17 protein-coding genes are annotated in these 17,263 nt (G+C 37.1%); 16 read left to right on the top strand and 1 reads right to left on the bottom strand.

The window, feature by feature from the left end; all coding sequences use genetic code 11:
• The first annotated feature begins 100 nt into the window (after positions 1 to 100).
• The 4 genes from rsgA to spoVM all read left to right on the top strand — a co-directional run bounded on the left by rsgA (position 101) and on the right by spoVM (position 2,556).
• Positions 101 to 982: a ribosome small subunit-dependent GTPase A gene (rsgA, locus tag BGI23_RS18485; RefSeq protein WP_001113936.1), complete on the top strand. Its 882-nt coding sequence runs from the start codon at positions 101 to 103 to the stop codon at positions 980 to 982.
• Positions 983 to 984: 2 nt separating this feature from the next.
• Complete coding sequence (rpe, locus tag BGI23_RS18480; protein ID WP_000589966.1) at positions 985 to 1,629, top strand: ribulose-phosphate 3-epimerase; 645 nt, start codon at positions 985 to 987, stop codon at positions 1,627 to 1,629.
• A 99-nt stretch (positions 1,630 to 1,728) separates the two neighbouring features.
• Complete coding sequence (locus tag BGI23_RS18475) at positions 1,729 to 2,409, top strand: thiamine diphosphokinase (RefSeq protein WP_001998094.1); 681 nt, start codon at positions 1,729 to 1,731, stop codon at positions 2,407 to 2,409.
• Between the two features lie 66 nt (positions 2,410 to 2,475).
• Positions 2,476 to 2,556 carry a stage V sporulation protein SpoVM gene (gene spoVM, locus BGI23_RS18470; protein ID WP_001213599.1) on the top strand — a complete coding sequence of 27 codons (81 nt, stop codon included), beginning with the start codon at positions 2,476 to 2,478 and terminating at the stop codon, positions 2,554 to 2,556.
• 73 nt (positions 2,557 to 2,629) lie between these two features.
• On the opposite strand, the gene rpmB is transcribed toward spoVM, so the two are convergent.
• Positions 2,630 to 2,818: a 50S ribosomal protein L28 gene (gene rpmB, locus BGI23_RS18465; RefSeq protein WP_000124776.1), complete on the bottom strand. Its 189-nt coding sequence runs from the start codon at positions 2,816 to 2,818 to the stop codon at positions 2,630 to 2,632.
• Positions 2,819 to 3,196: 378 nt separating this feature from the next.
• Between rpmB and BGI23_RS18460 the strand changes: the two genes are divergently transcribed.
• From BGI23_RS18460 to BGI23_RS18405, 12 genes are all read left to right on the top strand, one after another.
• Entirely contained in the window at positions 3,197 to 3,559 is a 363-nt protein-coding gene (locus tag BGI23_RS18460) for an Asp23/Gls24 family envelope stress response protein (protein WP_000021109.1), read from the top strand.
• 22 nt (positions 3,560 to 3,581) lie between these two features.
• Complete coding sequence (locus BGI23_RS18455; protein ID WP_000027110.1) at positions 3,582 to 5,258, top strand: DAK2 domain-containing protein; 1,677 nt, start codon at positions 3,582 to 3,584, stop codon at positions 5,256 to 5,258.
• A gap of 288 nt (positions 5,259 to 5,546) precedes the next feature.
• Entirely contained in the window at positions 5,547 to 7,595 is a 2,049-nt protein-coding gene (recG, locus tag BGI23_RS18450; RefSeq protein ID WP_001006880.1) for an ATP-dependent DNA helicase RecG, read from the top strand.
• Positions 7,596 to 7,683: 88 nt separating this feature from the next.
• A complete protein-coding gene (fapR, locus tag BGI23_RS18445) occupies positions 7,684 to 8,277 on the top strand; it encodes a transcription factor FapR (protein ID WP_000747352.1) in 594 nt (197 codons plus the stop codon).
• The gene (gene plsX / locus BGI23_RS18440; RefSeq protein ID WP_000684108.1) at positions 8,274 to 9,266 is read left to right on the top strand and encodes a phosphate acyltransferase PlsX; all 993 of its coding nucleotides are present in this window, start codon (positions 8,274 to 8,276) and stop codon (positions 9,264 to 9,266) included. Before fapR ends, plsX begins: the two co-directional genes overlap by 4 nt.
• A 14-nt stretch (positions 9,267 to 9,280) precedes the next feature.
• Positions 9,281 to 10,225 carry an ACP S-malonyltransferase gene (gene fabD, locus BGI23_RS18435; protein WP_000516951.1) on the top strand — a complete coding sequence of 315 codons (945 nt, stop codon included), beginning with the start codon at positions 9,281 to 9,283 and terminating at the stop codon, positions 10,223 to 10,225.
• Entirely contained in the window at positions 10,225 to 10,965 is a 741-nt protein-coding gene (gene fabG, locus BGI23_RS18430; protein WP_000911785.1) for a 3-oxoacyl-[acyl-carrier-protein] reductase, read from the top strand. The genes fabD and fabG overlap by 1 nt, the downstream gene beginning before the upstream one ends.
• A gap of 69 nt (positions 10,966 to 11,034) precedes the next feature.
• The gene (gene acpP, locus BGI23_RS18425) at positions 11,035 to 11,268 is read left to right on the top strand and encodes an acyl carrier protein (RefSeq protein ID WP_000786062.1); all 234 of its coding nucleotides are present in this window, start codon (positions 11,035 to 11,037) and stop codon (positions 11,266 to 11,268) included.
• Between the two features lie 58 nt (positions 11,269 to 11,326).
• Positions 11,327 to 12,064 carry a ribonuclease III gene (gene rncS / locus BGI23_RS18420; RefSeq protein WP_001146876.1) on the top strand — a complete coding sequence of 246 codons (738 nt, stop codon included), beginning with the start codon at positions 11,327 to 11,329 and terminating at the stop codon, positions 12,062 to 12,064.
• A 147-nt stretch (positions 12,065 to 12,211) separates the two neighbouring features.
• Positions 12,212 to 15,781: a chromosome segregation protein SMC gene (gene smc / locus BGI23_RS18415; protein WP_070806755.1), complete on the top strand. Its 3,570-nt coding sequence runs from the start codon at positions 12,212 to 12,214 to the stop codon at positions 15,779 to 15,781.
• Positions 15,782 to 15,796: 15 nt separating this feature from the next.
• Positions 15,797 to 16,786: a signal recognition particle-docking protein FtsY gene (gene ftsY / locus BGI23_RS18410; RefSeq protein WP_000007646.1), complete on the top strand. Its 990-nt coding sequence runs from the start codon at positions 15,797 to 15,799 to the stop codon at positions 16,784 to 16,786.
• 133 nt (positions 16,787 to 16,919) lie between these two features.
• Positions 16,920 to 17,252, top strand: a complete 333-nt coding sequence (locus BGI23_RS18405) for a putative DNA-binding protein (RefSeq protein WP_000891062.1) — start codon at positions 16,920 to 16,922, stop codon at positions 17,250 to 17,252.
• Positions 17,253 to 17,263: the final 11 nt, after the last annotated feature.

Genomic DNA, 17,263 nt, shown 5'->3' with positions numbered 1-17,263 from the left:
AATGTGTATATATGACGGGTTTTGAAATCTTTATTTAAAGAATGATAATCCATTCAATATGAATTCCAGCTTCACTTTATACAGAATAAAGGAGAATTATATGCCAGAAGGAAAAATTGTAAAAGCTCTAAGTGGATTTTATTATGTGCAGCATGAAGAAGGGATTACACAATGTCGCGGGCGTGGTGTGTTTAGAAAAAATAAAATTACACCACTGGTAGGAGACCAAGTTGTTTTTCAGGCTGATAATCCAAGTGAAGGATACGTACTTGAAGTATTTGATCGAAAAAATGAACTTGTTAGGCCTCCTATTGCTAATGTTGATCAAGCAATTCTTGTTTTTTCAGCAGTAGAACCAGATTTTAATCCGGGGCTGTTAGATCGATTTTTAGTGCTGATTGAATATCATAACATTAAGCCGATTATTTGCATTAGTAAGATGGATTTAGTTGATGAAAAAATGAGAGAAACTGTTGAATCTTATGCAAATGACTATCGTGAGATGGGATATGATGTATTATTTACTTCTATAAATACATCGGAAAGTATTGATATTTTAAAACCGTTCTTAGAAGGTTGTGTTTCCGTTGTTGCGGGGCAATCTGGTGTTGGAAAATCTTCTATGCTTAACGTCTTACGTCCAGAATTAGAACTGAAAACGAATGATATTTCCTCACATTTAGGACGCGGGAAACATACGACAAGACACGTAGAATTAATTGCGATTGGAAGCGGACTAGTTGCAGATACACCTGGTTTTAGTTCACTCGATTTCATAGATATAGAGGTAGAAGATCTTACATATTGTTTTCCAGAGTTGAAAGAAGCGAGCCAATACTGTAAATTTAGAGGGTGTACACATCTTTCTGAACCGAAATGCGCTGTGAAGGCTGCGGTTGAAGAGGGGAAGATTACAGAATATCGTTATAAGAATTACAAACAATTTGTAGAAGAAATTAGAGAGAGAAAGCCGAGGTATTAGTTATGATTAAAATTGCACCATCGATCTTATCAGCAGATTTTTCAAAATTAGGGGAAGAGATTAAAGATGTAGAAAAAGGCGGAGCGGATTACATTCACGTCGATGTAATGGATGGACATTTCGTACCAAATATTACGATTGGACCATTAATTGTAGAAGCAATTCGTCCGATCACATCGTTACCGTTAGATGTACATTTAATGATTGAAAATCCTGATAACTATATCCCGACTTTCGCAAAAGCGGGAGCGGATATTATTACTGTTCATGTAGAGGCGTGCCCTCATTTACATCGTACAATTCAGTTAATTAAATCTCATGGCATTAAAGCAGGAGTTGTATTAAATCCGCATACGCCAGTTTCAGTGATTGAGCATGTATTAGAAGATATTGATATGGTATTACTTATGACAGTAAACCCTGGATTTGGTGGGCAGAAATTTATTCATTCTGTATTACCGAAAATTAAACAAGTTGCAGAAATGGTTAAAGAGCGCAATCTAGAAGTAGAAATTGAAGTTGATGGTGGTGTAAACGCTGAAACAGCAAGACTTTGTGTAGAAGCAGGAGCAAATGTACTTGTAGCTGGGTCAGCGGTATACAATCAAAAAGACCGCGGTGAAGCAATTCGTGTCATTCGTGGATAATGAATGAACGAGTCTTTATCCCAGTGAATCTTCTAGTGTAGTAAGTTTTCACTATTTATAAAGGGTAGAGAAAAAATATATAAAAAGGCAATCTACCGAATGGCAGATTGCCTTTTTACAATAGAAGGGGAAGGAAACATGATTATTCATATTTTAGCGGGAGGACCTGCGGAATATTGTGCAGATTTTTCTTCATATGAAAATGAGAAAGTAGTGTGGGCGGCAGTTGATAGAGGAGTATATCGTTTATTAAAAAGAGGTATTACTCCTGCTGTTGCGTTTGGAGATTATGACTCGGTTACTGAAGAAGAATTAGCATGGATGGGGCAACAAACAAATGATTTACATATTGTTCCTCGTGAAAAAGATCAAACAGATTTAGAAATTGCGATTAACTGGGCGTTAGAACAAAAGCCGGCACTCATTCGTATTTTTGGTGCTACTGGCGGAAGACTTGATCACGGTTTAGCGAATATACAAATGCTTTTAAAAGGATTAGAAGTAGGAATAGAGATGTGTATTGTAGACAATCAAAATGAAATAAGTGTAAAAAGAGTGGGTACACATATAATTGAAGAAAATAAAAATTTCCCTTATGTATCTTTTGTGCCTGTTACTGAAATAGTGGAAGGGATTACATTACTTGGTTTTAAATATCCTCTAACGAATAAAAAAATAGAGTGGGGATCCACACTTTGTATTAGTAATGAACTCGTTGAGGAAAAAGGTACTTTTTCATTTACTTCTGGCATATTAATGGTGATAAGAAGCACTGATTAAAGAAACAATTTTGCTCCTTACATCATATAGTGACCAAGTGGAGTAATGGGGATTAGGAGGGAAACCATGAGATTTTATACAATTAAGTTACCTAAATTTCTTGGTGGAATTGTTCGTGCCATGTTAAATACCTTCAAAAAAGATTAAAAAAAGCACCTATTACCGGTGCTTTTTCCATTGGTATAGTAAAAAAAGAGCCTAGCGGCTCTTTTTTTTATTATTAAACACGTTCGATTTTGCCAGATTTTAATGCTCTAGCAGAAACGTAAACACGTTGAACTTTTCCGTCGATGCGTACGCGAACTTTTTGAAGGTTAGCGCCCCACTTACGTTTTGTAGCGTTCATTGCGTGAGAACGAGAGTTACCAGAACGAGCTTTTCTTCCAGTAATAGCACAAACACGAGCCATTTATATTTCCCTCCCTTGATACCTTACCATACGTAATTTTTCAATGTTAGTCTTTTATGCGATGCTAAAAACACTACTATAATTTAACACAACTAAAAAGAGAATGCAACACTGTAGAAAAAAGAAATCAAGAAAAATTACTTGACACTATATGTCAATGAAGAAAAGTTGAAATCAAGAAAAATTGCTTGACATATTATAGTGATACATGTTGTATAATAACAATGGACTATTTTGCTCATCATAAAAAAGTGTAGTTTTCAACATAAAATATGAGAGTGAAAAAGAAAGAACGATGGAATTTTCTTTAAAAAGATTATATGATAGTAACTAAAGTAGTCTAACTCACTTTCACCATTTATGAAGGGGGAAAACGAGATGTCAATTGAAATTAAAACGAAGTACGGTCAAATTGATATTAGTACAGATGTAATTGCAACAATTGCTGGAGGTGCCGCGGTAGATTGCTACGGTATCGTAGGTATGGCATCAAAAAATCAGTTAAAAGATGGATTAACAGACATTTTACGAAAAGAAAATTTCACTAGAGGTGTTATTGTTCGTAAAGATGAAGATGAAGTACATATTGATATGTATATTATTGTGAGCTATGGTACGAAAATTTCAGAAGTAGCACATAACGTGCAGACGAAAGTGAAATATACATTAGATCAAACTGTAGGACTAGCAGTAGATTCTGTAAACATCTACGTACAAGGAGTTAAAGTAATAAACTTGTAATGTGCATTAAGGAGGAAAATCTGTGTCAATTCAAAAAATTGATGGAAAACGTTTATCACAAATGATCATTCAAGGAGCGAATAATTTAACGAATAATGTTCAGCTTGTTGATGCATTAAACGTATTTCCAGTTCCAGATGGCGATACCGGTACAAACATGAACTTATCTATGACTTCAGGCGCACGTGAAGTGAAAGCAAATCCTTCACAACATGCTGGTAAAGTCGGCGTAAGTTTAGCCAAAGGATTATTAATGGGAGCTCGTGGTAACTCTGGAGTTATTTTATCTCAGTTGTTCCGTGGTTTCTCGAAATCCATTGAACAAAAAGAAGAATTAACAACAGTTGATTTTGCTGCAGCTTTAGAAGCTGGAGTAGAGGCGGCTTACAAAGCGGTTATGAAACCGATTGAAGGAACGATTTTAACGGTTGCAAGAGAAACGGGTAAATATGCAGTAACAGTTGCGAAAAAACAGCGCGACTTTGTTTTGTTTATGGAAGACGTTGTGAAAGAAGCAAATGCATCGTTAAATCGTACGCCAGATTTATTACCTGTATTAAAACAAGTTGGCGTTGTAGATAGCGGTGGTAAAGGTCTTGTAGTAGTTTACGAAGGGTTTTTAGCTGACTTAAAAGGAGAAACGATTTCTTCTGATGCACCTGCCCAACCATCTATGAATGAAATGGTGCGCGCAGAACATCACCGTAGTGTACAAAGCCAATTGAGTACAGAAGATATTAAGTATGGATATTGTACGGAGTTCATGGTGAAATTAGAAGCTGATAAAGTGAAAGAACATAATTTCTCTGAACAAAAATTCCGTGAAGATATTAGTGTGTATGGTGATTCACTACTAGTTGTATCTGATGATGAAATTGTAAAAGTTCATATTCATGCAGAACATCCTGGAGACGCTATGAACTACGGACAACGTTACGGTAGTTTAATAAAGATTAAAGTAGAGAATATGCGTGAACAGCATACCGCTTTATTAGATGAGCCTGCTATGATGCCTGAGCCAACTAGCCAGCCTAAAGAGAAACAACCATATGGTATCGTAACTGTAGCTATGGGATCTGGTATTAAAACTTTATTTGAAAGCATTGGCGCGACGAAAGTTATCGAAGGTGGCCAAACGATGAATCCAAGTACGGAGGATATCGTGAAGGCAATTGAAGAAGCAAACGCTGAAAAAATCATTATTTTACCGAACAACGGGAATATCGTAATGGCAGCAGAACAAGCAGCGTCAGTTGTGGATCAAGAAGTGATTGTAGTTCGTTCAAAAACAGTTCCTCAAGGTATGGCTGCAATGTTAGCATTTAATCCAGTTGGAACGCTAGAGGAAAATGAAGAAAACATGAAAGAAGCTTTATCTCATGTGAAAACAGGTCAAATTACGTATGCTGTACGTGATACGGAAATTGATGGTGTGGCAATTCAAAAAGATGATTTCATGTGTATCGCAGATGGAAAAATCGTATCAACAAATGCTGAAAAAGTAGGAGCTGCGAAGCAATTACTAGAAGCACTAATTGATGAAGATTCTGAAATCGTAACGATTCTACAAGGTGAAGATGCAACTGATGAAGAAGTAGCTGAATTAGTTGAGTTTGTAGAAGAGAATTTTGAAGATGCAGAAGTAGAAGTACATGCTGGAAACCAACCGGTGTATTCTTTCATCTTCTCTGTAGAATAAGAAAAAATTCGTTTTGAAAATAAATGGATTACTTACTTGCTAATGGATAATAAGTAGTAATATGAAGTTTATTACTAGTTTTTATTCAAAAGGCTAGCATATTGAAGATAAAAAAGAGCCTTGCTGCTAATAGTGAGGCTCTTTTCTTTCGTGTTGTTTATGAGGGATTTGAGTAGTTTCTCTTAGAATGCCTATGATAGAATATATAGGGTGAAAGAGAGCGATTACAGATGTCAATCATGTTAATGGATAATGAATCAAAAAATAATGTGACGGAGCGTGAGAATTTTGAATGAAGTTGTACAAGTTCCTGTTACGGATGTAAAGGGAATCGGAGGAGAAACATCTGAATTACTACACGAGATGGGAATTTATACAGTTTCTCATCTATTAGAACATTTTCCGTACCGTTATGAAGACTATGCGATGAAAGATCTTGCAGAAGTAAAGCATGATGAACGTGTAACAGTTGAGGGAAAAGTTCATAGTGCTCCTTTACTGCAATATTACGGGAAGAAGAAGTCGCGTCTTACGGTTCGTGTCCTCGTAGGTCGTTATTTAATTACAGCTGTATGTTTTAATAGGCCGTACTATAAGCAGAAGTTAAATTTAGATGAAACGGTAACGATTACTGGAAAATGGGACCAGCATCGTCAAACGATTGCGGTATCAGAACTTCATTTTGGACCGGTTGTACGTCAACAAGAAGTGGAGCCTGTGTACTCAGTGAAAGGGAAACTTACAGTAAAACAGATGCGCCGTTTTATTGCACAAGCGTTAAAGGAGTATGGAGACTCTATAGTTGAAGTGTTACCAGATGGATTGCTAAGTCGGTATAAATTACTGCCACGTTATGAAGCACTTCGGGCTTTGCATTTTCCATCGGGGCAGGAAGACTTGAAGCAAGCGCGTCGCCGGTTTGTATATGAAGAGTTTTTCTTATTTCAGTTGAAAATGCAAACGTTACGAAAAATGGAGAGGGAAAATTCGAAAGGGACGAAAAAAGAAATTCCTTCAGAAGAATTGCAAGAGTTTATCGATGCACTTCCGTTTCCATTAACTGGTGCGCAACGCCGAGTTGTAGATGAAATTATGAAAGATATGACATCTCCTTATCGAATGAATCGTCTGCTGCAAGGTGATGTAGGTTCTGGTAAAACGGTGGTCGCTGCAATTGGTCTTTATGCAGCGAAATTAGCGCATTATCAAGGTGCTTTAATGGTTCCAACAGAAATTTTAGCAGAACAACATTATCAATCGCTCGCAGAGACGTTCTCGCACTTTGGTATGAAGGTTGAATTGTTAACAAGTTCAGTTAAAGGTGTGAGACGCCGAGAGATTTTGGCAAAATTAGAACAAGGAGAAATAGATATCCTTGTTGGAACGCATGCTTTAATTCAAGATGAAGTTATTTTTCATAGGTTAGGTCTCGTGATTACTGATGAACAACATCGATTTGGTGTAGCGCAGCGACGAGTTTTACGTGAGAAAGGCGAGAGTCCAGACGTATTATTTATGACAGCGACCCCGATTCCACGTACGTTAGCAATTACTGCATTTGGAGAGATGGATGTTTCTATAATCGATGAGATGCCGGCTGGTAGAAAGGTAATTGAAACATACTGGGCAAAACATGACATGTTAGATCGTGTTCTCGGTTTTGTAGAGAAAGAGATAAAAAAAGGAAGACAAGCATATGTTATTTGTCCTCTTATTGAAGAATCTGAGAAACTTGATGTGCAAAATGCAATCGATTTACATAGTATGCTGACTCATCATTATCAGGGGAAATGTCAAGTTGGATTAATGCATGGAAGATTATCATCTCAAGAAAAAGAAGAGATAATGGGACAATTTAGTGAAAATAAAGTGCAAATTCTTGTATCGACAACAGTTGTTGAAGTAGGTGTGAACGTACCGAATGCGACTGTAATGGTTATTTATGATGCAGAGCGTTTCGGTTTATCACAGCTTCATCAGCTAAGAGGACGTGTTGGGCGTGGTAGTGAACAATCGTATTGTTTATTAATCGCGGATCCAAAATCGGAAACGGGAAAAGAACGAATGCGTATTATGACCGAAACGAATGATGGATTTGTATTGTCGGAAAAAGATTTAGAGTTAAGAGGTCCTGGAGATTTCTTTGGGAGTAAGCAAAGTGGTTTACCAGAATTCAAGGTTGCTGATATGGTACATGATTATCGGGCGCTAGAAACAGCTAGACAAGATGCGGCGTTACTAGTAGATTCAGAAGCATTTTGGCATAATGATCAATATGCGTCGTTGCGTACGTATCTTGATGGGACAGGTGTGTTCCAGGGAGAGAAGCTCGATTAAAGGGAGGCAACAAAAGTTTTTGTTGCATTCTACTTTTAATGATTATATACTACTGTTAGTACCTAGTCATAAAAATGGATGGTGCGGTATGAAAAAAAGAAGAAGTAAAAAAGAAAGACAAGAATTATTACAACAAACGATAGAAACGAATCCTTTTATTACGGATGAAGATTTAGCAGAAAAATTTCAAGTGAGTATACAAACTGTACGTCTTGATCGTATGGAATTATCTATTCCTGAATTAAGAGAAAGAATTAAACATGTAGCTACAAAGCAACATGAAGAAGATGTGAAATCTTTACCGTTAGAAGAGGTTGTCGGAGAAATTATTGATATAGAATTAGATAGACATGCGATTTCTATTTTTGAAGTGAAGGTAGAACACGTATTTAAAAGAAATCAAATTGCCCGTGGGCATCATTTGTTTGCACAAGCAAACTCACTAGCTGTTGCGGTTATTGATGAAGAATTAGCTTTAACTGCAAAGTCCACCATTCGATACATTCGTCCTGTAAAATTAGGAGAGCGTGTTGTTGCAAAAGCGCGCGTGGAAGATGTAGAGAATGATAAAGGGCGGACGGTTGTCAAAGTGCGTAGCTTTGTTGGAGAAGAACTTGTTTTTACAGGCACTTTTGAAATGTATCGATCTAGTAATTATAGTGAGGAAGGTAACAACTTATGAAAATCGCAATAGATGCAATGGGCGGCGATCATGCTCCAAAGGCTGTCGTACTAGGAGCAATGAAAGCTATTAAGGAATATTCTGATTTACATATTACGTTAGTGGGGAAAGAAGAGGAAATTCGTCAATACTTAACGAGTGAAGAACGAATTACTATACTTCATACAGACGAAAAAATTGAATCGACAGATGAACCAGTAAGAGCGGTTCGTCGAAAAAAACAGGCTTCAATGGTACTTGCGGCGCAGCAAGTGAAAGACGGTGTAGCGGATGCTTGTATATCAGCTGGTAGTACAGGAGCTTTAATGGCGGCTGGATTGTTTGTTGTAGGTCGTATGGAAGGAATTGAGCGACCAGCTTTATCCCCTACAATGCCAACTGTTGATGGAGAAGGTTTTGTTATGTTAGATGTTGGAGCGAACGTTGATGCAAAACCAATTCATTTATATCAATATGCAGTAATGGGATCTGTATACGCTGAGAAAGTAAGAGGAATTAAAAATCCTCGCGTTGGACTTTTAAACGTTGGAACAGAAGATGGTAAAGGTAACGAGCTTTCAAAACAAGTCTTTGCAATGCTTAAAGATGCCCCAATTAATTTCGTTGGGAACGTTGAATCAAGAGATTTATTGCAAGGTGTAGCAGATGTTGTTGTATGTGATGGTTTTACAGGGAATGTAGCACTGAAATCATTAGAAGGAACAGCACTTGCATTATTCTCTATGTTAAAAGAACAGTTAATGAGTTCGTTTACGAGCAAATTAGCAGCAGCGGTATTAAAGCCAAAACTTATGGTATTAAAAGATAAAATGGATTATTCGGAGTATGGAGGAGCGGCATTATTTGGATTGAAGGCTCCTGTCATTAAGGCTCACGGTTCTTCCAATGACCAATCGATATTTAGTGCGATTCGTCAAACGAGAGAAATGGTAGCGAAAGAAGTTATTCCTACTATTTCAAGCGTAATGGAGAAAGAGCCACTCCAATAAGAGGAGGGTTTGAAATGGGAAAACTAGCATTTCTTTTTCCGGGCCAAGGTTCACAGGCAGTTGGAATGGGTAAACAGTTAGCAGAGAATAATAAAGAGGTTGCAAATGTATTTGCAAAAGCAGATGAGGTGTTGCAAGACTCACTTTCAGAAGTGATTTTTGAAGGGCCGCAGGAAAAGCTTACGTTAACAACAAATGCCCAACCTGCTTTATTAACAACGAGTTTTGCTATTTTGACAGCTTTAAAAGAATATGATATTACACCAGACTTTGTCGCAGGGCATAGTTTAGGTGAGTATAGCGCTCTTGTAGCAGCGGGTGCATTAACTTTTGAGGATGCAGTATATGCTGTAAGGAAACGTGGGGAATATATGGAAGAAGCTGTTCCTGGCGGAGAAGGTGCAATGGCGGCTATTTTAGGTGCTGATCCACATATGCTGAAACAAGTTACAGAAGAAGTAACAAGTGAAGGGTATGCAGTACAAATTGCTAATATGAATAGTACGAAGCAAATTGTGATTTCTGGAACAAAGCAAGGAGTCGAGATTGCTTCTCAAAGAGCGAAAGAACATGGTGCAAAGAGAGCAATTCCGCTTAAAGTAAGTGGACCGTTCCACTCTGCGCTTATGAAGCCAGCGGCGGAGAAATTCCAAAGTGTCTTAAATGAAATTACAATTCAAGATACGAATATTCCGGTAATCGCAAATGTAACAGCAGACGTTATTACAAGTGGTGCGCATATTCAAGAAAAGCTAATCGAGCAGCTCTATTCGCCTGTCTTATGGTATCCATCCATTGAATATATGGTGAGTCAAGGGGTAGATACATTTATTGAGATTGGACCTGGGAAAGTACTTGCTGGACTTATGAAGTCAATTGATTCATCAGTGAAAGCATACGCGATATACGATGAAGAGACATTACAAGATACCATTTCAAATTTGAGAGGAGAAAACTGATGTTAAAAGGGAAAGTAGCATTAGTAACGGGTGCTTCACGTGGAATTGGTCGTGCAATTGCGATTGATTTAGCAAAACAAGGGGCAAATGTTGTAGTAAACTATGCTGGTAACGAGCAAAAGGCAAATGAAGTAGTTGATGAAATAAAGAAACTAGGTTCGGATGCAATTGCAGTAAGAGCAGATGTTGCAAATGCTGAAGACGTTACAAATATGGTGAAACAAACTGTAGATGTATTTGGACAAGTTGATATTCTTGTAAATAATGCAGGTGTAACAAAAGATAATTTATTAATGCGTATGAAAGAAGAAGAATGGGATACAGTTATTAATACAAACCTAAAAGGTGTATTCTTATGTACAAAGGCAGTATCTCGATATATGATGCGTCAACGTCAAGGACGTATTGTAAATATCGCTTCTGTTGTCGGAGTAACGGGAAACCCAGGACAAGCAAACTATGTTGCTGCTAAAGCAGGTGTAATCGGATTAACAAAAACATCAGCAAAAGAGTTAGCAAGCCGTAATATTACTGTAAATGCAATTGCTCCTGGATTTATTGCGACAGATATGACAGACGTATTAGATGAAAATATAAAAGCTGAAATGTTAAAATTAATTCCTGCAGCTCAGTTTGGGGAAGCGCAAGATATCGCAAATGCTGTAACGTTTTTTGCTTCTGATCAAAGCAAATATATTACAGGTCAAACGTTAAATGTTGATGGCGGTATGGTAATGTAATAAAAGAATCGATTTCAGCTAGTTTTTTTGGACAATATTTAATATAATATTTGAGGGGAGGTGAATGGAATGGCAGATGTTTTAGAGCGTGTAACAAAAATTATCGTTGATCGTTTAGGAGTAGAAGAAACAGAAGTAGTACCAGCTGCAAGCTTCAAGGAAGATTTAGGAGCAGACTCCCTAGATGTAGTAGAACTTGTAATGCAATTAGAAGACGAATTCGAAATGGAAATTTCTGATGAAGATGCTGAAAAGATTGCTACTGTTGGCGATGCTGTGACTTACATAGAGAGTCATCTATAATGCTTGAATGAAGTCCCGTTTTTTAGCGGGGCTTCTCGGCTTATATCTGGAGGGACCTATGCCGTACCGTAAATATAGAGAAAAAAAATACGAAACAAAATATCGTGAAGCGTTTAAAGTATTTCAAGAAAAAATAGGTATTACGTTTACAGATGAAAAATTATTGATTCAAGCATTTACGCATTCATCGTATGTGAATGAGCATCGAAAAAAACCGCATGAAGACAATGAGCGTCTCGAATTCCTTGGAGATGCAGTATTGGAACTTACTGTATCGCAGTATCTGTTTCAAAAATATCCGACAATGAGCGAAGGAGAGTTAACAAAACTACGTGCAGCTATTGTATGTGAACCATCTCTTGTTCGTTTTGCAAACGAGTTGTCATTTGGTAGCCTAGTTTTATTAGGAAAAGGTGAGGAAATGACAGGCGGACGTGAACGACCAGCTTTATTAGCGGATGTCTTTGAAGCGTTTATTGGTGCCCTTTATCTTGATCAAGGGTTAGAAACAGTATGGGGCTTCTTAAAAGAAATTGTATACCCTAAAATTAATGAAGGTGCTTTTTCTCATGTGATGGATTATAAGAGTCAATTACAAGAGTTGATTCAGCGTGATGGTAGTGGCAATATTGAGTATCAAATTTTGCAAGAAAAAGGACCGGCTCACAATCGAGAATTTGTGTCACGTGTTACGTTAAATAACGTGGCCTTAGGTCTTGGTAGTGGCAAGTCGAAAAAAGAAGCAGAGCAACAAGCTGCTGCAGAAGCGTTGAAAAAGTTAAAAGAACAACTATAAGGAATCCCCCTTTGAATGAGGGGGATTCCTTGTGCATAGAATGAAACTTTCCTTTCGTTTATAAATGTAAGGAAATGAAATCCGTATAATCGTTTGTTTTTGTATAAACAACATTTATAGCAACGGAGAATAGGAGGAAGGCCTTTCGTGTTTTTAAAAAGATTAGAAATAGCAGGATTTAAGTCTTTTGCTGAGCGTGTATCTGTCGATTTTGTCCCAGGTGTAACGTCTGTAGTAGGACCTAATGGAAGCGGGAAAAGTAATATTACTGATGCCATTCGTTGGGTACTTGGTGAACAATCGGCAAAATCATTACGTGGTGCAAAGATGGAAGATATTATTTTTGCAGGTAGTGATACGAGAAGAGCGGTTAATGTTGCTGAAGTAACATTAACTTTAAATAATGAAGATCAACGTTTACCGATTGAATATAATGAGGTGTGTGTAACGCGTCGTGTATCTCGTTCTGGTGATAGTGATTTTTATATTAATAAACAATCATGCAGGTTGAAAGATATTATCGATTTATTTATGGACTCTGGTATGGGAAGAGAAGCTTTTTCGATTATTAGCCAGGGGAAAGTTGAAGAAATTTTAAGTAGTAAATCAGAAGAACGTCGTGGTGTATTTGAAGAAGCGGCGGGAGTGCTGAAATACAAACTTCGTAAAAAGAAAGCTGAAGGTAAATTAGCAGACACACAAGAAAACTTAAATCGTGTACAAGATATAATTCACGAATTAAGTAGTCAAGTAGAACCTTTAGAAAGACAAGCTTCTATTGCAAAGGATTATCTCGAGAAAAAAGAAGAATTAGAGAAAGTAGAAGCGGCGCTTATTGTACATGAAATTGAAGAATTACATGAGAAATGGGAAGCGCTTCGAAATCAGTTTGGGCATAATAAAAACGAAGAAGCGAAAATGTCAACGCATTTACAAAAAGGTGAAGAAGAGTTAGAGGAATTACGAGGCCAATTACAAGCAGTAGATGAGTCTGTAGATTCCCTGCAAGAAGTACTTTTGCTTTCTAGTAAAGAGCTAGAAAAGTTAGAAGGACAACGTGAGCTATTAAAAGAGAGAAAGCAAAATGCAACGACGCATTGTGCACAACTCGAACAGTTAATTGTTGAATTAACAGAGAAAGCTACAAGTTATGATGGTGAAATTGAATCGAGTACAGAAGTATTGATGCAATTTGTAAATCATGTAAAAGAGTTGGAGACGAAATTGCATGATAATGAGCAATTACTTGCAACGTTTGCTGACAATTTAGAAGAGCAAATTGAGAATTTAAAAGGTGACTATATTGAACTTTTAAATCAACAAGCTAGTCATCGTAATGAGTTATCTATGATTGAAGAACAATCTAAACAACAAAACTCAAAAAATGAACGCCTTGATGAAGAAAATGCGAAATATGTAGAAATGCGTATGGAAATTACAGCGAAAAAGACAAAACTTGTGGAAAGTTATGAACAAGTAAAAGAAAAAGTAGCTGGAATCCTTTCGAATATACAAAAGACAGAAGCGGCACTTGGGAAATGCAAGGCGCAGTATAGTGAAAACGAAACAAAACTGTATCAAGCATATCAATTTGTACAACAGGCACGTTCTCGAAAAGAAATGCTAGAAGAGATGCAAGAGGACTACTCTGGTTTCTATCAAGGGGTACGTGAAGTATTAAAAGCTAGAGAAAATAGGTTGCAAGGTATTGAGGGTGCTGTTGCAGAACTGCTAACGGTACCGAAAGAATATGAAATTGCAATGGAAATTGCTCTAGGTGCAGCGATGCAGCATATAGTTGTACAAAAAGAAGAACATGCTCGTAGTGCAATTGCGTTTTTAAAACAAAATAAACATGGACGAGCAACGTTTTTACCGCAAGCTGTTATTAAAGGTAGATCGTTATCATTTGAGCAATTACGTATTGTAAATCAGCACCCATCGTTTGTAGGTGTGGCAGCAGAACTCGTGCAATATAACAATAAATATGAAAATGTAGTTTCAAATTTATTAGGTACTGTTATTGTTGCAAAAGATTTACGCGGAGCGAATGAGTTGGCGAAACAATTGCAATACCGTTATCGCATTGTAACAATCGAAGGTGATGTAGTAAACCCTGGCGGTTCTATGACGGGTGGAGCGGTAAAACAGGCGAAATCATCTTTATTAGGACGTCAACGTGAACTAGAAGAGTGGACGAGTAAGTTAACTGATATGGAAGAAAAAACAACGAAGTTAGAAAACTTTGTTAAAGCAGTAAAACAAGAGATTCAAGAAAAAGAAGTGCAAATACGCGAACTAAGGCAAAGTGTAGAAGCAGAGCGTGTAGATGAACAGAAATTAAGAGAAGAAATTAGTCGCTTAGAATTAGAAGAACATCGTATTAATGATCGTTTATCTATTTACGATTTAGAGATTGAAGGGTTCTTGCAAGACCAAGTGAAAATGCAAGGCCGTAAAGAAGAGTTAGAAAAGATTTTAGCGACTCTTCAGGCAGAGATTACGGAATTAGATAGCAAAATCACAGCTTTAACAAAACAAAAAAGTGAGCAACATTCTTCGAAAGAAAAAGTTCAAAAAGAAATGACTGAGTTAAAAGTGTTAGCAGCTGAAAAGCAACAACGCTTATCTAATCAAAAAGAAAAAGTAGAACGATTGACGAAGGAAAAAGAAGAAACCGATGCAACGCTTGTCAAAACGAAAGAGGATTTAGCATTCTTAAAACAAGAAATGACATCGAATTCAAGTGGTGAAGAACAAATTACGAATATGATTGAGAAGAAAGCATATGATCGTAATCAAACTTCAGAGTTAATTCGCTCTCGTCGTGAACAACGTGTATCGTTACAAGAGAGAGTAGAACAGTTAGAGCGTAACCTGAAAGAAACAACAGGTAAACATAAATACATTCTTGAGATATTGAAAGATCAAGAGGTAAAAATAAACCGACTTGATGTAGAGTTAGAAAATAGATTACAACATTTACGTGAAACATATACGATTTCATTTGAAGCGGCAAAACTGAAGTATACAATGGTGATGCCTGCTGAGGATGCACGTAAAAAGGTGAAACTAATTAAACTCTCCATCGAAGAGCTAGGTACAGTAAACTTAGGAGCAATTGATGAGTATGAGCGTGTGGCAGAGCGTCATACATTCTTACTAGAGCAAAAAGATGATCTAGAAGAAGCAAAAACGACATTGCACCAACTTATTACTGAAATGGATGAAGAAATGAAAAAACGCTTTTCTACTACGTTTGAAGGAATTCGAATGGAGTTTCAATCGGTGTTCTCTGAATTATTTGGAGGCGGTAGAGCGGATTTAGTTATGACGAATCCAGAGGACTTATTAAATACGGGTATTGATATCGTAGCGCAACCGCCAGGGAAGAAACTGCAAAACTTAGGTTTACTTTCAGGTGGAGAGCGTGCTTTAACGGCAATTGCGCTGCTATTTGGTATTTTAAAAGTGCGCCCAGTCCCATTCTGTGTATTAGATGAGGTAGAGGCTGCTCTTGATGAGGCAAACGTTGCCCGTTTTGCTCAGTATTTGAAGAAATTTAGTGATGAGACACAGTTTATTGTAATTACACATAGAAAAGGTACAATGGAAGAGTCTGACGTATTGTACGGTGTAACAATGCAAGAGTCAGGGGTATCTAAACTTGTTTCTGTTCGTTTAGATGATGGAGAAGAACTAGTTGCAAGCAAATAGAAAGGATGGGACAGTATGAGCTTTTTTAAAAAACTAAAAGAAAAAATTTCAAAACAAACAGATACGGTAACAGAGAAGTTTAAACAAGGATTAGAAAAAACGAGAAATTCGTTTGCAGATAAAGTAAATGATTTAGTCTTTCGTTACCGTAAAGTAGATGAAGATTTCTTCGAAGAATTAGAAGAAATTTTAATCGGTGCAGATGTTGGCGTTTCGACAGTGATGGAATTAATCGACCAGCTGAAAGAAGAAGTACAACGTCGTAATATTCAAGATCCAAAAGAAGTACAAGCTGTTATTTCGGAAAAATTAATAGAGATTTATAAAGGTGACAGTGATTTTACTAATGAAATTAATGAGCAAAAGGATGGCTTGACAGTTGTTTTATTTGTTGGTGTGAATGGTGTAGGTAAAACGACAACAATTGGTAAGATGGCTCATAAGTTTAAATCAGAAGGTAAGTCTGTCTTATTAGCAGCAGGAGATACATTCCGTGCTGGAGCGATTGAACAATTAGAAGTATGGGGCGATCGCGTTGGGGTAGAAGTGATTAAACAAGGATCAGGGTCTGATCCAGCAGCGGTTATGTATGACGCTGTACAAGCTGCAAAAGCACGTAAAGTAGATGTATTACTATGTGATACAGCAGGACGTTTACAAAATAAAGTAAACTTAATGAAAGAGTTAGAGAAGGTAAAGCGTGTAATTGAGCGTGAAGTACCAGGAGCTCCTCATGAAGTATTACTTGTTATTGATGCAACAACAGGACAAAACGGTTTAAGTCAAGCGAAAACATTCCGTGAAGCAACGAATGTGACTGGTATTGTTTTAACGAAGTTAGATGGAACTGCTAAAGGTGGTATTGTATTAGCAATTCGTAACGAAATGGATGTACCGGTGAAATTCGTTGGATTAGGAGAGCAAATGGATGATCTGCAACAGTTCGATCCAGAACAATATGTATATGGTTTATTTGCGAACTTAGTAGAAACAGAAGAAGTATAAGTGAAAGAAGCGGTATTTTCCGCTTCTTTTTCCATAAAAATATGAGATGTTAAGAAAAAAACTTGACACTCTTTTGTACTCCATGTAAACTAATTCATGTAAAGGGAAATCACTTAACAAAGGATGATCCAACATGCTCGAAAAAACAACGAGAATGAACTATTTATTTGATTTTTATCAATCGTTGTTAACGCAAAAACAAAGAAGTTATATGTCGCTTTATTATCTAGATGATTTATCTCTTGGTGAAATTGCGGAAGAATTTGATGTGAGTCGCCAAGCCGTGTATGATAACATTAAACGGACTGAAGCGATGCTTGAAGAATATGAAGAAAAATTAGTATTACTTCAAAAGTTTCAAGAGCGACAGCGACTTGTTGCAAAGCTAAAACAGCTAATCAGCGAAGAAGAGCATGTGAATGAAGAAATGAAACAAGTTGTTGAAGCTATCGAAAAATTAGATTAGGAGGGCGGCAA

Origin of the sequence: Bacillus sp. ABP14, from assembly GCF_001831375.1 — a bacterium.
GTDB lineage: Bacteria > Bacillota > Bacilli > Bacillales > Bacillaceae_G > Bacillus_A > Bacillus_A paranthracis.
The sequence above is the reverse complement of the archived record's forward strand: the minus strand, read 5'-3'. Positions and strand labels throughout refer to the sequence as shown.

Bases quoted from the DNA above. Each gene is read 5' to 3' on its own strand.
- rsgA (WP_001113936.1), top strand. From the start codon at position 101: ATGCCAGAAGGAAAAATTGTAAAAGCTCTAAGTGGATTTTATTATGTG.
- rpe (WP_000589966.1), top strand. From the start codon at position 985: ATGATTAAAATTGCACCATCGATCTTATCAGCAGATTTTTCAAAATTA.
- BGI23_RS18475 (WP_001998094.1), top strand. From the start codon at position 1,729: ATGGCAGATTGCCTTTTTACAATAGAAGGGGAAGGAAACATGATTATT.
- spoVM (WP_001213599.1), top strand. From the start codon at position 2,476: ATGAGATTTTATACAATTAAGTTACCTAAATTTCTTGGTGGAATTGTT.
- rpmB (WP_000124776.1), bottom strand. From the start codon at position 2,818: ATGGCTCGTGTTTGTGCTATTACTGGAAGAAAAGCTCGTTCTGGTAAC.
- BGI23_RS18460 (WP_000021109.1), top strand. From the start codon at position 3,197: ATGTCAATTGAAATTAAAACGAAGTACGGTCAAATTGATATTAGTACA.
- fapR (WP_000747352.1), top strand. From the start codon at position 7,684: ATGAAAAAAAGAAGAAGTAAAAAAGAAAGACAAGAATTATTACAACAA.
- plsX (WP_000684108.1), top strand. From the start codon at position 8,274: ATGAAAATCGCAATAGATGCAATGGGCGGCGATCATGCTCCAAAGGCT.
- fabD (WP_000516951.1), top strand. From the start codon at position 9,281: ATGGGAAAACTAGCATTTCTTTTTCCGGGCCAAGGTTCACAGGCAGTT.
- fabG (WP_000911785.1), top strand. From the start codon at position 10,225: ATGTTAAAAGGGAAAGTAGCATTAGTAACGGGTGCTTCACGTGGAATT.
- acpP (WP_000786062.1), top strand. From the start codon at position 11,035: ATGGCAGATGTTTTAGAGCGTGTAACAAAAATTATCGTTGATCGTTTA.
- rncS (WP_001146876.1), top strand. From the start codon at position 11,327: ATGCCGTACCGTAAATATAGAGAAAAAAAATACGAAACAAAATATCGT.
- ftsY (WP_000007646.1), top strand. From the start codon at position 15,797: ATGAGCTTTTTTAAAAAACTAAAAGAAAAAATTTCAAAACAAACAGAT.
- BGI23_RS18405 (WP_000891062.1), top strand. From the start codon at position 16,920: ATGCTCGAAAAAACAACGAGAATGAACTATTTATTTGATTTTTATCAA.